This window comes from Paenibacillus sp. FSL L8-0502 (assembly GCF_038593055.1).
Classification (GTDB): Bacteria; Bacillota; Bacilli; order Paenibacillales; family Paenibacillaceae; genus Paenibacillus; species Paenibacillus polymyxa_D.
Genome location: NZ_CP151958.1, coordinates 1,451,180 through 1,464,546, shown reverse-complemented (window position 1 = coordinate 1,464,546; position 13,367 = coordinate 1,451,180). Strand labels below are relative to the sequence as shown.

Here is a 13,367-nt window from a genome sequence, read left to right as displayed (position 1 = left end):
GGTTGTAAAGTTCCGAATGTTTGAGCATTCTATAGAACGAAGGAGCATATCGAAGGAAACTTTGTACAGTTTTTTCTGTACGTACTTTATGAACAGTTTTTTTGTTTGAAATGTAAGCAATGCTTCTGTTACAATTAATTTTGTCATTAACCGTTCAGGATGTTCAGAATTATGATTTTTATACTCAATCCTTAATGCAACATGGGGTTAATACCAAGCAAAGTATAGAAAGAAGAGGTGTATGTATGACGATTTTGGAAGTCAAAAATGTCAGCAAACTCTTTGGTCCTCACGCAGAGCAAGGTGTTCCGCTCCTGGAGCAAGGCTGGGGCAAGGAAAAGTTGGCCAAAGAAAAACAGATTACTGTTGGTGTCAATAAGGCCAACATGGAAATTAAGCAAGGTGAAATTTTCGTAATTATGGGGCTATCGGGCAGTGGCAAGTCCACTTTGGTGCGAATGCTAAATCGCTTGATTGAGCCTACCTCCGGTGAAATTCTGGTCCACGGCAAAGATCTCCGTAAGATGAACAAAGAACAACTTCGCGAAGTTCGTCGTAAAACCATCAGCATGGTTTTTCAAAAATTCGCTCTGTTCCCACATCGGACTGTATTAGAAAATGTAGAATATGGTCTTGAAATTCAAAAGGTAGAAAAAGCACAGCGTCAGGAAAAGGCGCAACAAGCGCTGGAACTGGTTGGTCTTAAAAACTGGGGCGATAAAATGCCCGATGAATTGAGTGGCGGCATGCAGCAGCGTGTCGGTCTGGCACGGGCGCTGGCTAATGACCCTGAAGTGCTCCTGATGGATGAAGCGTTCAGTGCATTGGACCCGCTCATTCGCCGTGACATGCAGGATGAGCTATTGGAGCTTCAGGATAAAATGAAGAAAACCATTGTGTTTATCACCCATGATCTGGATGAAGCGTTGCGGATTGGTGACCGGATTGCATTGATGCGAGACGGTGCGGTCGTACAAATCGGTACACCGGAAGAAATTATGATCCAACCGGCTAACTCTTATGTAGCCCGCTTCGTCGAGGATGTGGATCTGTCCAAGGTATTGACGGCTGCTCATGTCATGCTTCGTCCAGAAACCATCACCATGGATCGTGGTCCGCGTGTGGCTCTGGAATTGATGCGGGAGCGTGGGATTTCCAATTTGTTCGTCATTGACCGCACCAAAAAGCTACTGGGTGTTATTAACGCCGAGGATGCTGTTCATGCACTGCGCAATAATTTGAAAATTGAAGATATTTTGATCACGGACGGACCGCAGGTTGCTGCCGAGACAGTCATTAATGATTTATTTGAAATTACAAGCTCGTCCAAGGTGCCGCTGGCTGTGGTCGATGACAAGCAAAAGCTGCTGGGCGTTATCGTCCGTGGAGCATTGCTCGGCGCACTTGGTGGAGATGTTACCACTACGAAGGAGGTGAATGCCCATGATACCGAAACTGCCAATCGCTGAGTGGATTCAATCCATTGTAGACTGGATGGGTATTCATCTGGCTGGATTGTTTAATGTTATTTCTTCCATTATAGAAGCTGTAGTTGGCTTTTTCTCAGGCCTGTTCATGCTTCCGCACCCTCTGGTGTTCATCGTAATCATCGGGATTATCGCCTTTATGATCGGGCGGGTTCAGCTTACGCTATTTACTGTCATCGGCTTCCTGCTGATTGATAATCTTGGTTATTGGAGTGAAACAATGAATACGCTCGGACTGGTCATCACGTCTGCGCTCGTATCCATTGTTATCGGGATTCCCATCGGGATCTGGTGTGCATACAGTAAATCGGCATCACGCATTATCACGCCTTTACTTGATTTTATGCAGACGATGCCTGCGTTCGTGTACTTACTCCCAGCGGTTACCTTTTTCAGCCTGGGTGTTGTGCCGGGTGTTATCGCATCTGTTATCTTTGCTATCCCCCCAACCATTCGCATGACCAACTTGGGGATTATGCAAGTATCAGGTGAGCTGATCGAAGCATCAGACGCTTTTGGTTCAACATCTGCGCAAAAGCTGTTCAAAGTTCAGCTTCCACTTGCATTGCCTACCTTAATGGCTGGTATTAACCAGACGATTATGCTGTCACTGTCTATGGTTGTCATTGCTTCCATGATCGGTGCGGAAGGCATCGGTGCTGTTGTGTACCGTGCTGTGACACAGCTGCAAATCGGTAAAGGTTTTGAAGCCGGCTTAGCTGTTGTCGTTCTGGCTATTGTGCTTGACCGTTTTACGCAAAACCTGTTTAAACCTACGCAAAAAGGCAAAAGCCGCGTATCCAGCAAGCAAAAAGTATGGATTACTTCTGCAGTTACAGCTGTCATTCTGATCGCTGGTGCATCCCAATATTTTGTTGGAACGGATCATTCCGCATCTGGCAAAGGTAACGCTGCTGCCAACCCGGTTGGCGAAGAAGTCGGTTACAAAATTATCGGTATTGATGCCGGGGCAGGCATTATGAAATCGACTGCCAAAGCAATTCAAGACTACAATTTGTCTGATTGGAAGCTGGTTGAAGGTTCCGGTGCAGCTATGACGGCCACACTGGACAAAGCCATTAAAGCGAAAAAACCGATCATTATTACAGGTTGGACTCCACACTGGATGTTCAACAAGTATGATCTCAAATATTTGGAAGACCCTAAGAAGTCTTATGGTGAAGCCGAGGGGATTCATACGATTGCCCGTAAAGGCTTGCAGCAGGATGCTCCTATCGCTTATGAGTTTCTAAAACGTTTCAAATGGACACCAGAAGATATGGGTGAAATGATGGTCGCCATTCAAGCCGGAACCAGTCCTGAGCAAGCTGCCAAGGATTGGGCGGAGAAACATGCCGACAAGGTTCAGGAATGGACTCAAGGACTGCAACCTGTCAATGGTGACACCTTCAAGCTAAGTTATGTGGCTTGGGATTCTGAAATTGCCAGCACGAATTTGCTAAGTTATATTTTGGAGAACAAACTGGGTTACAAAGTAACCGCACTTCAAGTTGAAGCAGGTCCTATGTGGACGGGTGTCGCTAGTGGTGATGTAGATGCTTCACCCGCTGCATGGCTGCCGTTAACACATGCGGATTACTGGGCTAAATACAAGGATAAGCTCGACGATCTTGGGGCTAATATGAGCGGTGTTAAAACCGGATTGGTCGTTCCAGCTTACATGGATGTTAAATCGATTACTGATTTGCAGGATAACGGAGCCGAAGCGGCTCCGGCTTCCGCCACAACTGGAGACTTTGGCAAAGAGGTCGGCTACCGCATTGTCGGTACCGACCCTGGCGCCGGACTAATGAAGCTGACCGCTAAAGCTATGAATGACTATGGCTTATCCGACTGGAAGCTGCTTGAAAGCTCTGGAGCTGCTATGACTGCTACACTGGATAAAGCTATCAAAGCCAAGCAGCCTATCGTCGTAACAGGTTGGACACCTCACTGGATGTTTAACAAATATGATTTGAAATACTTGAAAGATCCTAAAAAAGCGTACGGTGATAAGGAAGAAATTCATACAATCGCCCGCAAAGGTTTGAAGCAGGATGCTCCTGTGGCTTATGAATTTCTAAGCCGATTTAAGTGGACTGCTGAAGATATGGGTGAAGTGATGATCGCGATTCAGGACGGTACTGCCCCACAGCAGGCTGCCAAGAATTGGGCTGATAAACATCCTGACAAGGTTCAGGAATGGATCAAGGGTCTGCAGCCCGTCAACGGCGATCCTTTGAAGCTAAGCTACGCTGCTTGGGATTCTGAAATTGCCAGTACGAACGTATTGAAATATGTATTGGAACAAAAATTAGGCTATAAAGTAACAGCTCTGCAGGTGGAAATCGGCCCGATGTGGACTGGCGTAGCTGGCGGAAGTGTAGATGCTACCGCAGCCGCTTGGCTTCCATTGACGCATGCTGATTATTGGGCTCAATACAAGGATAAGGTGGATGACATCGGAACCAGCATGACTGGCGTTATGTCCGGGCTTGTCGTTCCATCCTATGTGCCGATTGATTCTATCGAGGATCTTCAGCCGCCGCAATAATATTTTTTCTGCTTTTAAACCATACGAACAAGCAAAAGGCAGATCAGGGTTTACTCCTGATCTGCCTTTTTGTGATATCCAATATTTAGAGTTGCTCTCAGCCTTTTAGCGTGAATCCTTCTTGAGCGGACACTTCGGCATGCTGCTCTGTCGTCTGGTGCTGTCTAAAGAATAACGGATAGATCGCGAAAGACACCAGCAGACTTACACAACCAATGACGCCTAGAGCAATCATATCTTTGAAAATGTACGTGATATCCAGTCCTTTGAGCGTGATGTTCCGTACAGCATCCAGGTAATACGTCAGTGGCAATATCTCAGCAAGCCCCCGCAAGAAGCCGGGCATTGCCTCTAATGGCCATGTATAGCCTGACAGCATAAAGGAAGGAACAGCAATCAGCATCAGAGTTTGGGTCGCATCTACTCTGGTTTTGGAAAAGAGACTGAACAGGAAGCCTAATCCGCACAAGGCAAAGTTAAAAACCAGCGACACTAAAATCAACGGCAGTACCTGTCCCCTGAACGGAATATCGAAGCATAAAGCGCTGATACTGAATACAGTCAGCACATTGAAAGCTCCCGCTGCATAATACGGTGCCAGTTTGGCAATAGCCAAACGCCAAGGGGTATTTCTCCATGCGCCAAATCTTCCCCAAGTCCCTGCTTCCTTATCACGCGTGCAAGACAACGCAATACCTAGCAGCAAACACTGCTGGAGAGCCGCAGAAATAACCCCCAACGGCATGAAAAGCTTATAATCATATACTGGGTTAAATAGCACTCTGGATCGGAACGGGATGGTAGTCAGCGTCGACGCGGCCTGATCGGCGTTCATTCCCTTTTGTTTCATGGAATTGACTGATACTCCGGCACTCACGCTACTAATAACCTGATTCGCAATCCGACTGGCACTATTGGAATACATCATATTACTGCCGTCAATCAGCGTGAGCACGGGTGGATTCTCCCCATGCTTAAGCCGAGTAGTAAAGTTGTCGGGAATGACGATTCCGACCTTAGCTTCTCCAGTCTCTACTTGACGGACTACATCATCCTGATTGTTTGCTTGCCGTGTAACGGCAAATGAATCGGTCGAATCAAACGCCTGAATGATCTGGCGACTGAGTTGCGAATTATCTCCGTCGTACACGGTGACAGGCATCTCGGTAATCCGCTGATGTGAATATAGGAAGCCGAATAGTATCGTATACACAATCGGCGTAATCAGCAGAATAGCCATAAAGCGGCGGTCCCGGAAGATGCTCAGCCATTCCTCGCGAAACACATCGCGGATACGAAGTCTTTCCTGTGAATCCTGCATATTACTGCGCCCCTTTGCCTGTAAACAGAACCGTGGAGCCTGTTGGAACCGATGCAGCAAGGTCTGGCAATGCTACTTTAACACCGAAGGAACGGACATCCTTGTCACCGGAGCTTTGGCTCGGTTTTTGAATGGCAAAGTCAGCAGCCGATTCTAACAGAATGACTTTACCCTTCAGCTCCTTACCGCCAGACAGCAATTTAATTTGGACTGTATCCCCTGCTTGAAGACCGTTCAGAGACGTTTCAGGTACATAGAATTTAGCCCAACGTTGTGTCGAAGTTTCAATGGTATAAACCGGGAACCCTGCACTAGCCATTTCACCTAAGCTAAGCGACTTGGATTTTACGATTCCATCCTCGGACGCACGCAGCGTAGTGTAGCTCAAATAGGTCTGAGCCTCTTGAAGTGCGGCTTCCGCTTGGGCTACCTGTGCATTGGCACCTGCAACCGCAGATTGAGCCTGCTCAACTGTGGATTGCGCCGCCTTCACCGCAGATTGCGCTTGTTCTACCGAAGCCTGAGCGGCTTTGACATCTTCCTGTTGCAGAGCAACTTTGCCCGCTCCTGCCTGTGCTTCCTTCACCGCAGCCAAGGCTTGACGGTATTGAGCTTCAGCCGCCGTAATTTCCTCCTTGCGGCTTCCCTCCCGTGCCATATCCAATTTTTGCGACTCCGCATTATACTTGGCCACTGCCTGTTGATGTTCCAATGTCGCTTGATCCAAAGATGCCTGGGTTGCTGCACCGGCTTCTTGAAGCTTTTTGGCACGCTCCAGATTTTTAACGGTCAGGTCCAGCGTTTCCTTGGCTACCTTTACAGATACTTGCAATTGCTCAAGCTCCTGTGGTCTTGCCCCGCTCTTGAGGGCATCCAGTTTTGCCAAGGCGGCGTTCGCAGCCGCTTTGGCCTGTTCAATCTGGCTGGAGGAAGCCTCTGCGGTCACACTGACCGATGTCGTGCCTTGGCTTTTCTTGGCCTGAGCAGCACTCACAGTAGCCTGTGCCTGGCCTACGCCTGCTTGAGCCTGCAACACTCCAGCTTTTGCTTTGGATACATTACTCTTGGCTGCCAGCAATGCCGCCTGTGCCTGCTTCACCTTATCTTCCAACTCGCGACTTTCCAGATGGGCTAACACCTGCCCTTTTTTAACCTGATCGCCTTCTTTGACGAGCATCTGGTCAATCCGTCCTGCCATTTTAAAGCTGGCATTGAGGGTATCCGACTCCACATAAGCCGTAGGAATGGAAGAAGACTGATCCGCAGACAAGCTGCTTCCACCCCGTGGAAGAGCAGTTAAGGCATATATCCCAACCGCGATTAAAATAATAAGTACGACATAAATCGTATATTTTTTAGCTTTCATATTTTCATCACTCCATCTGTATATTAATGTTGCATGCCCAATGCATTACACACAAAAACTTCAATGCTTTCACGAGCCTCTTGCAGATTCATCGTTTCGCCCCAAACCATTGACCTCATTGGTGCAAAAATGTAAATCCCAAATAAGCAATTGGCTGTTGTTTTGGCATCCAGCTTACTTGAAATTTTCCCATGAAACTTGCCGGAATCGATCTCTGCCTCCATAAAATCAAAATAGTCAGCCAGCACCTGCCTAATATTAAAATGCTGCTCTTGCGAAACCCAGCCCTTACTGACCAATAGACGGCAAAAGTCCGGTTCTCTCACAATAAACTCAATATGTACTTGGATTAGCTTGCGAATCCTAAGCTCCACCTGATCTTTAGGCGTATGAGCCATTGCTTCATGGATATCCCGGACAAAACGCTCCATCCCCATCTTCAAAATGTAAATGTACAATTCTTGCTTGTTTTTAAAATTGTAATACAGGGTTCCTTTGGCTATGCCACAAACTTTGGCAATTTCCTCCATATTTGTTTCATTAAATCCTCGTTCAGAAAAAGCTTTGAGTGCGCCGTTAAAAATAATTTCCTTTGTCTGTTGTTTCATGCTTCCTCCTTTTTTGAACTGACCGTCCAGTACAAAAATTATGTATTTATTATAAGCCCATTTTTAGTTATCCAGCAATAGGAAAAATGAAAATATTTCATTTTAGGCAATTCGTCTAAACGCTTATTCTAAAAATGAAAATGCAAAAACGGATCGAATAAGTGAGGGGGTCACTCATTCGATCCGCTATGTCATAAAATCGGATGATAAGGAGGCGCATTCTACGGATTATCATCTGATTTTAAGGGAAGGCCGACTATTTTTTCACGGTTTGATTATATTGCGCAATTTTGCCTGTGATTTCTTGGGTAGCTTGATCCAATGCCTGTTTGGGCTGTTGCTGGCCACTCAGCACAGCCTCGATTGCACCTTCGACGATTTGACGCGCTTCTGGGAATACGCCCATCACTGCGCCCTGTGTAGCGGTGGATTGTGCCGATGCATGCAATTGGTCAACCGCCGTCTGGAATTGCGGATATTTTACCATATTGTCTTTAAGTACCTTTTCGTCATAGGCCGCTTTCGTGATCGGGAAGTACCCGGTATTCACACTCCATTGTGCCTGTACAGCTGGGGAAGCGACGAATTTAATGAACTCCCATGCTGCCTTCTGCTGGGCTTCGGGCTTGTTGTTCATGATGTACAAGCTTGCGCCGCCTACAACCACGCCGCCTTCTTTAGCTTCATTGGCTCTTGGCAGGAATCCTGTGCCTACTTCAAATTTATCGCCAACCTGCTCCACAATATTACGCAGCGAAGCGGTGGAATCCAGCGTCATTGCAATTTGCCCTGCGGAAAAAGCCTTTGCCGTATCGTCCGAGTTACGTCCCAGATTGGATACAACCTTTTCATCGATCATTTTCTTCCACCACGTTAGGGTTTTTACACCTGCATCCGAATTCAGCATGGATTCCGTTGCCGCTTGATCACGACCATTGCCATTATTCACATAATCTGCGTTCTGATTGGCAAACAGTTGTTCCATAAACCAGCCGTAGATGGCAATGGAAGCACCGGATTTACCATCCTTGCTCAAGGCTTTAGCAGCCTTTTCGAACTCATCATACGTTTTCGGAGGATTAGCTGGATCAAGTCCTGCGGCTTTGAATGCATCCTTGTTGTAATATAAAATCGGGTTTGACGTATTGAACGGCATCGCGTTCAGTTTACCATCAATCGTATAGTATCGTGTAATATTCGGCTCTAGCTGTGACAGATCGAACTTGTCTGCATCAATAAATTGTTGTACGGGTGTGATCATTTTGGAGTCGATCATGAATTTACTACCGATTTCATATACCTGAATGATGTCCGGTCCGCTGTCGGAACCAAGCGACGCTTTCAGCTTGTTCAAGCTGTCATCATATTTGCCTTGATATACCGGCTCTACCTGAATGTCCTTATGACTGGCGTTAAAATCAGCAGCGATCTGCTTGATTGCTTTTTCACCGTTACCGGACATCGAATGCCACCAAGTCAGCTTCACTGGGGAAGCCGCTGCTGCTCCATCACTACCATTACTCGGCTTCTCTGCAGCAGTATTATTGCTACAACCTGCTGCAACCACCATGGCAGTCAGAATAAGCAGGGTCAATGCACTTTTCAGACGAAAAAATCTCATAATCTCTCTTCTCTCCCTTTGATTAAATGATTCTTGAATTGGCATTCTCTTGCGATATTCTTGTGTGTTGATGCTCTGTATATGGGCTGCTTGCGCAGGTGTTGCTTATCATTTTAAATATGTGGTCAGCCTTTAAGTGCACCCGCCGCCATTCCACGAACCAACTGTTTTAGTCCAAAGATCAGCAGGAGCAGAGACGGTAAAATGACAAGAGCCGTACCCGCAAATACCAGATTCCATGAAGTCGATTCCTGAAATTCGAGCATGGATATGCCGATCTGTACCGTGCGCATATTCTCGCTATTGGTGATCAGTAAAGGCCAGAGGTACGAATTGTACATATTCAGGAACGAATACACAGCCAGTGTTCCGAGCGCAGGGCGCGATAACGGAAGCACATGGAACAGAAAGTAACGGATATGTCCGCACCCATCCATACGAGCCGCCTCGAACAGTTCCTTGGGAAGCTGGAGAAAAAATTGCCTTAACAGGAATGTCCCGAATGCCGTCGCCAGAAAAGGAACCGTCAACCCTTGATATGTATCAAGCCAATTCCAGCTCCGTACCGTCAGGTAGTTTGGAATAATGGTCACTTCCCAAGGGATCATCATTGTCGCAACAAACATGCTGAAAATGAAGTTTTTTCCCTTGAATTCCATTTTGGCAAAGGCATAGGCCGCCAAGCTCGCTGTAATCAGTTGCCCAATCATTGTAAGACCCGAAATGAGAAATGTATTTCCAATAAAGGCTGCAATCGGAACGATTTCAAACACTTCAGTAAAATTGGCCATATGAAAAGAATGCGGGAAAAAGCTTGGTGGGTAAGCGCTCGCTTCCTCGGGAGACATGACTGCCATAAAAAACGTATATATAACCGGATACAAAATGAGAGCAGCTGCAATCGTAAGCAGCACATACAGCAATGTAGAATTCAGGTGTCGTTTCATTGGTAATGCACCTTTCTTTCCACCCATTTGAACTGAATCATCGTGAGCAGCAGAATGACAGCAAACAAGACAATGGCCTGCGCGCTCCCCGTTCCGAACCGGAAATTAACGAAAGCTTCCTGATAGATGGAATACACAAATACATTCGTACTGTTCACCGGACCGCCTTTGGTCAAAATGTTAATTTGAGCAAAAGACTGGAAGGCTCCAATGATAGAAACTACGGTTACAAAAAAGATCGTCGGTGATAACAGTGGCATGGAGATACGCCAGAACGTGACGAGCGGGCCAGCTCCGTCCATTTTGGCACTTTCATACATATCATCTGGAATCCCTTGAAGTCCGCTCGATAAGATAATGTAATTGAAGCCTAGATTCATCCAGATGGTCATTATGGCTACTGAAAACAGCGCCCAATCGGGGCTGGTCAGCCACGGAACCGGATGGATATGTAGCAGGGAAAGCACATAGTTGAACATCCCCAGTGTTGGATGAAAAAGAAATTTCCAAATGACCGCAGATGAACCGACCGACAACACCATCGGCAGCGAAAAGGCAAACTGGAAGATACGCATTCCCCGCAATTTACTGTGTGTAAGTGCAGCCAGTACCAGCGCCAATAAAATACCTACTGGTACGGTTAACAGTGCAAACAGGAGTGTCACCTTAATCCCTTGCAGAAACAGTCCCGAGCTGAAAAGTGTAGTGAAATTATCTAATCCTACATATGCTGCAACGTTTCCTGCGGGATCTGTAGAATGCAAGCTGAGATAAACGGACTTGATCATCGGATAAAACATAAATACAGCAAACAAAATAAGCGATGGAGCCAAAAAGGTATACGCCAGCGCGTTTTCGCGCAGTCTTTGAATTTTTAGCGAACCCGTGCGTATGCGGGCTTTAGACGAAGTCTGTTGCTGACTCCTCGTCCCCAGTCCCATAGATTTGTTAAGCTCACCCAAAACGGAGCGCCCCTTTCTTTTCAAACCAACCTCAGTAAGTGTATCGTTTCGATGTAAAGGGAACGTCAAGTGGGCTGGAGTAAAATGTTAATGTTTTTTCTTATTGTAAAAGCAACTCTCTATAGGTATGAGCACAAGGACGGTTATAACCCTGTTGAGCTAGCGTTCGATCCAAATACAATCTGTCTAGTTAAAAAGACAAAAAAACCTCCAATTCCGTAAGGAGCCTGCCATTGGCCCATTACGAAGTTGGAGGTTTTAGTTATCTCTATACAATCTCCACTCGGCAGGTGGGTGAACACCTCGTTCACACCCTGATTAATCAGCGTGATGTTCCCTCAAGAATCCGACAAATAGATCTAATCTTGAGTGATTTGAAATGATGAATCTTAGAAACGGGGAATGGTATGCGCTCTTTCTTGGCAAGCTAATGTGAGAATACGTAAGAACGGAGAAGAAGCCTGATGAAATATGACCGATTACTATCTGCAAGTATCGCTGTTTCCTTGTTTTGTGCCAGCTTGTGCCCCACAACCTATACAAATACTGCACAAGCCGCATCTTACACCTCCCCTACTCCTACAAAGGGAAGAGCCTATTATGAAGAACGCGGCGACATTGTATGGGAAGTTCCTACCCATCGCAAGTTGATTGCCCTCACATTCGACGACGGACCGGATGGACGCAATACGCCTGCCATTTTGGATTTGCTTAAAGAATACGATGCTAAAGCGACCTTTTTTGTCGTCGGCAGTCGTGTAGAAAAGCTGCCTCACCTTGTCAAGCGGGAACGAGAAGAAGGGCATGAAGTTGGCAACCATACCTTCCTTCACTCATCCTTTCAGTATATTTCTCGCAACAAAGCTCTGTCCGAATTGGATCAAGCTCAGGCGAGCATCGTACAGGCAACTGGTGCGGGGACCCATCTTTTTAGACCGCCCGGCGGTTCCTATACCGATTCGCTGGTCAAGCTCTCCAAGGAGAAAGGGCTGAAAATTATTTTATGGTCCTGGCATCAGGATACCTTAGATTGGCGAAAACCCGGTGTACATCGTATCGCTAATAAGGTCCTTCGCAATGTCCGTAACGGCGACATCGTCCTTATGCACGATTATGTATATAAAAGTACACAAACCGTCGAAGCCCTGAAAATCATTTTGCCCGAACTAAAAAAAAGGGGGTTTACCTTCGTCACTGTGTCTGAGCTGCTTGCCAATCGTAAGACGCCCGAAGGACTGATTGAAGTGAATAAATAGTAGATAGAAACAAAAAGACTCCGCCAGTTACTCGCCGACGGAGTCTAATTACTATCTGTGACACCCAAAGGACTAATTAAGTTCAATAGTTGAAGAGATAGGTATTTGTAATATAGTCCTTTTATATGAAATTATTGGTTACACAATACATTCTTTTTACGGCAACTATACTTACGAATTACAATTACAACTATTTAAAGGAGGCAATTACAATGAAAAAAGCAATATTGACTGTAGCGTCCCTTGCTGTATTTCTGTCAGCAGGATCGATGGTTTCTGCGGCTGCACCCGCAACAGAAAAACACGAGCAAAAAATACATCAACATAAGGTTCATGCAAAACATGAACACAAGATGCATGCCAAGAGCAAGCATGAGAAAATACACAAGCTACATGCGCGTAAAGCTGCTCCTGCCAAAATCATAGGAGAAAAAAGTATTCATGCGAAAAGTTTGAAAGCAAAGGCAACAAAATTACCAAAAACTTGGATTCGGTGGCGCGAGCGAGCAAATGAATTAGGGAGGGTTAAAAGGAGAGGGTTAGCTTTATTAAACCCTCTCTCTTTCTTCATATGAACAATACATGGATCATTCGTATAGGAGTATTCTTAATTTTGCTGGGAAGTACGAGCTGTTCATCCTCTGTTGAACATCATCATAACACTACCTACGCCCCGGCCAAATCTGAAATTCAACAAGTTAAAATAGCGAAGCCCTTACAGGTTAAAAATAAACCTTTTCAAGGAATCGTTCCATATATGCTCGATATTCCTGAGGTTCGTATTCATTCAATTATAGAACCGGTTACATTCTTAGAAAATGGTCAGATGGGCGTTCCAAGCAACACAAATCGAGTAGGTTATTTATCTACCGGTATATTGCCAGGGGCAGCAGGTAAGGCAATTATGGATGGACATGTAGATACATACACGGGCCCAGCTGTTTTTTATCCTCTTAAAAAACTAAAAAAGGGGGATTTCGTGTATGTGACTGGCGGTGGCGGCTGTAAGATTCAGTTTGCTGTCGAGTCTGTAAAATTTTACTTAACTTCCGAAGCACCGATTCAGAAAATTTTTGGTCCTACAGAAGAGCATCGTTTGAACTTGATTACATGTGCAGGTCGCTATAGCCGAAGCAGAAAAGAACACGAGGGAAGGCTAGTAGTTTACACCAAATTAGCACACATGAATTCAGCCTGTGAGAAACTTACTCAGGATAAGGGCAATTCCAAAACCAATTAAAACAT

General features: G+C 45.8%; 11 protein-coding genes. 5 read left to right on the top strand and 6 right to left on the bottom strand.

Going from position 1 to position 13,367, the window contains the following annotated elements; genetic code table 11:
• The first annotated feature begins 245 nt into the window (after nucleotides 1–245).
• Together NSQ57_RS06530 and NSQ57_RS06525 are read left to right on the top strand one after the other, a co-directional pair.
• Complete coding sequence (locus NSQ57_RS06530) at nucleotides 246–1,469, top strand: glycine betaine/L-proline ABC transporter ATP-binding protein (RefSeq protein WP_029516322.1); 1,224 nt, start codon at nucleotides 246–248, stop codon at nucleotides 1,467–1,469.
• Nucleotides 1,444–4,041, top strand: coding sequence for a glycine betaine ABC transporter substrate-binding protein (locus tag NSQ57_RS06525; protein ID WP_340931638.1), 2,598 nt, complete (start codon nucleotides 1,444–1,446; stop codon nucleotides 4,039–4,041). The genes NSQ57_RS06530 and NSQ57_RS06525 overlap by 26 nt, the downstream gene beginning before the upstream one ends.
• Nucleotides 4,042–4,138: 97 nt before the next feature.
• On the opposite strand, the gene NSQ57_RS06520 is transcribed toward NSQ57_RS06525, so the two are convergent.
• From NSQ57_RS06520 to NSQ57_RS06495, 6 genes are all read right to left on the bottom strand, one after another.
• Entirely contained in the window at nucleotides 4,139–5,362 is a 1,224-nt protein-coding gene (locus tag NSQ57_RS06520; protein WP_341039054.1) for an ABC transporter permease, read from the bottom strand.
• A gap of 1 nt (nucleotide 5,363) precedes the next feature.
• On the bottom strand, nucleotides 5,364–6,728 hold the full coding sequence (locus tag NSQ57_RS06515) for an efflux RND transporter periplasmic adaptor subunit (protein ID WP_341039052.1): 1,365 nt from the start codon (nucleotides 6,726–6,728) through the stop codon (nucleotides 5,364–5,366).
• Nucleotides 6,729–6,751: 23 nt separating this feature from the next.
• Nucleotides 6,752–7,336, bottom strand: coding sequence for a TetR/AcrR family transcriptional regulator (locus tag NSQ57_RS06510; RefSeq protein WP_029516317.1), 585 nt, complete (start codon nucleotides 7,334–7,336; stop codon nucleotides 6,752–6,754).
• A gap of 256 nt (nucleotides 7,337–7,592) precedes the next feature.
• Nucleotides 7,593–8,957 (bottom strand): ABC transporter substrate-binding protein, encoded by a 1,365-nt coding sequence (locus NSQ57_RS06505; protein ID WP_069011114.1) that lies wholly within the window; start codon nucleotides 8,955–8,957, stop codon nucleotides 7,593–7,595.
• A gap of 125 nt (nucleotides 8,958–9,082) precedes the next feature.
• Entirely contained in the window at nucleotides 9,083–9,904 is an 822-nt protein-coding gene (locus NSQ57_RS06500; protein ID WP_029516315.1) for a carbohydrate ABC transporter permease, read from the bottom strand.
• Nucleotides 9,901–10,866: a sugar ABC transporter permease gene (locus NSQ57_RS06495; RefSeq protein WP_069011113.1), complete on the bottom strand. Its 966-nt coding sequence runs from the start codon at nucleotides 10,864–10,866 to the stop codon at nucleotides 9,901–9,903. Before NSQ57_RS06495 ends, NSQ57_RS06500 begins: the two co-directional genes overlap by 4 nt.
• 464 nt (nucleotides 10,867–11,330) lie before the next feature.
• Here NSQ57_RS06495 and NSQ57_RS06490 point away from each other — a divergent pair, with 464 nt between their 5' ends.
• The 3 genes from NSQ57_RS06490 (at nucleotide 11,331) to NSQ57_RS06480 (ending at nucleotide 13,362) form a co-directional block, all read left to right on the top strand.
• The gene (locus NSQ57_RS06490) at nucleotides 11,331–12,122 is read left to right on the top strand and encodes a polysaccharide deacetylase family protein (RefSeq protein WP_342425811.1); all 792 of its coding nucleotides are present in this window, start codon (nucleotides 11,331–11,333) and stop codon (nucleotides 12,120–12,122) included.
• Nucleotides 12,123–12,334: 212 nt separating this feature from the next.
• Entirely contained in the window at nucleotides 12,335–12,697 is a 363-nt protein-coding gene (locus tag NSQ57_RS06485; protein ID WP_342425810.1) for a hypothetical protein, read from the top strand.
• Nucleotides 12,698–12,735: 38 nt separating this feature from the next.
• Nucleotides 12,736–13,362: a class F sortase gene (locus NSQ57_RS06480; RefSeq protein ID WP_342425809.1), complete on the top strand. Its 627-nt coding sequence runs from the start codon at nucleotides 12,736–12,738 to the stop codon at nucleotides 13,360–13,362.
• The last annotated feature ends 5 nt before the right edge of the window (nucleotides 13,363–13,367 follow it).

Excerpts from the sequence above, each read along its gene's own strand:
- NSQ57_RS06530 (WP_029516322.1), top strand. The coding sequence starts at position 246 with ATGACGATTTTGGAAGTCAAAAATGTCAGCAAACTCTTTGGTCCTCAC.
- NSQ57_RS06525 (WP_340931638.1), top strand. The coding sequence starts at position 1,444 with ATGATACCGAAACTGCCAATCGCTGAGTGGATTCAATCCATTGTAGAC.
- NSQ57_RS06520 (WP_341039054.1), bottom strand. The coding sequence starts at position 5,362 with ATGCAGGATTCACAGGAAAGACTTCGTATCCGCGATGTGTTTCGCGAG.
- NSQ57_RS06515 (WP_341039052.1), bottom strand. The coding sequence starts at position 6,728 with ATGAAAGCTAAAAAATATACGATTTATGTCGTACTTATTATTTTAATC.
- NSQ57_RS06510 (WP_029516317.1), bottom strand. The coding sequence starts at position 7,336 with ATGAAACAACAGACAAAGGAAATTATTTTTAACGGCGCACTCAAAGCT.
- NSQ57_RS06505 (WP_069011114.1), bottom strand. The coding sequence starts at position 8,957 with ATGAGATTTTTTCGTCTGAAAAGTGCATTGACCCTGCTTATTCTGACT.
- NSQ57_RS06500 (WP_029516315.1), bottom strand. The coding sequence starts at position 9,904 with ATGAAACGACACCTGAATTCTACATTGCTGTATGTGCTGCTTACGATT.
- NSQ57_RS06490 (WP_342425811.1), top strand. The coding sequence starts at position 11,331 with ATGAAATATGACCGATTACTATCTGCAAGTATCGCTGTTTCCTTGTTT.
- NSQ57_RS06485 (WP_342425810.1), top strand. The coding sequence starts at position 12,335 with ATGAAAAAAGCAATATTGACTGTAGCGTCCCTTGCTGTATTTCTGTCA.